The sequence below is a fragment of the Rhodoplanes roseus genome, assembly GCF_003258865.1.
GTDB lineage: Bacteria > Pseudomonadota > Alphaproteobacteria > Rhizobiales > Xanthobacteraceae > Rhodoplanes > Rhodoplanes roseus.
This window is the reverse complement of the sequence record NZ_NPEX01000594.1, coordinates 1-1054: the sequence shown is the minus strand read 5'-3', so window position 1 is coordinate 1054 and position 1054 is coordinate 1. Positions and strand designations below refer to the sequence as shown.

Sequence of the window (1054 nt, the reverse complement as noted above, 5' to 3'; positions counted from 1 at the left end):
CGCGCCGGCCGCGGCGGCCGGCTTCCGCATCCAGGACGTCGCCGACATCGCCAAGGTGCCGCCCGGCTCGCTGCCGCCCGGCACCATCGCCTTCACGGACCACCGCAGCGACGAGTTGGTCGATCCCAAGACCGGCCTGATCCGCTTCTCCGACTGGGCCCGGGCCCGGCCGCTGCAGAAGCAGCTCCTCGGCCTCTATCCGGCCTATGACGAGCCGAGCGTCACGACCACGGTGAACGGCGTCGCCAAGACGGTGAAGCGCAAGCTGCACATGTATGTCGCCGAGGCGAAGTTCGAGCTGGCGCGGGCCCCCGGCAGCGTCGACCTCGCCCGCTTCGCCACGCTGGCGACGCTCGAGAAGATGGACCCGGCCATCAAGCATCGCCTGATCGGCCCGAACGACGTCGTGCCCAACAAGGACGCCAAGCTCTCGGGCCACCATCCGACCCGGCGCTGGTGCGAGAACGCCACGACCGTCATCTGCATCCAGTCGCGCTATCAGTTCGAGGGCAAGCTGCCGGCCGCCATCATGCTGCTCAACAAGCTGCGCGACAGCGGCAAGCAGGTCGCCGACCACATCGAGTTCCAGAGCGAGCTGCGGATCGTCCCGACCGAGGAGATCGACCAGGCGGCGGTGGCGAAGCTCACCGGGGTCGACACGCCGGTCGCCTCGGCGCTCGAGCAGACCATCGTGCACGCCAACCAGGTGATGCAGTTCGGCAAGGTGCTGGCGGTGCTGCAGCCGAGCCCGGCCGACCCGAACCGCACCATCGTCTCGACCTTCGTGGCGCTCGCCGTGGAGAGCGACCTGTTCGAGAAGCGCAAGGAGCTCGAGGGGGTTCCGGTGCTGCGCAACATGGTGCCGGCCCAGGTGCTGGCCGGCAACTCCTCGTTCAACACCGGCACCTCGATCAGCGCCGGCCTGCCGAGCTACTCGCGCAACCGCATCGAGGGGATCGCGACCCAACTCAGCGCCCGCTGACCGGCCGTTCGGGCCGCGGCCGAGGCGCGCCATGCGGTGCGTCGCGCCGTCGCGCGATGCCGGCGGCGCGAC

1 protein-coding gene is annotated in these 1054 nt (G+C 70.1%); it reads left to right on the top strand.

The window, feature by feature from the left end:
- Positions 1–982, top strand: a 982-nt coding sequence (locus CH341_RS31475) for a hypothetical protein (RefSeq protein WP_111423660.1), incomplete at its 5' end; no start/stop codon positions are given.
- Positions 983–1054: the final 72 nt, after the last annotated feature.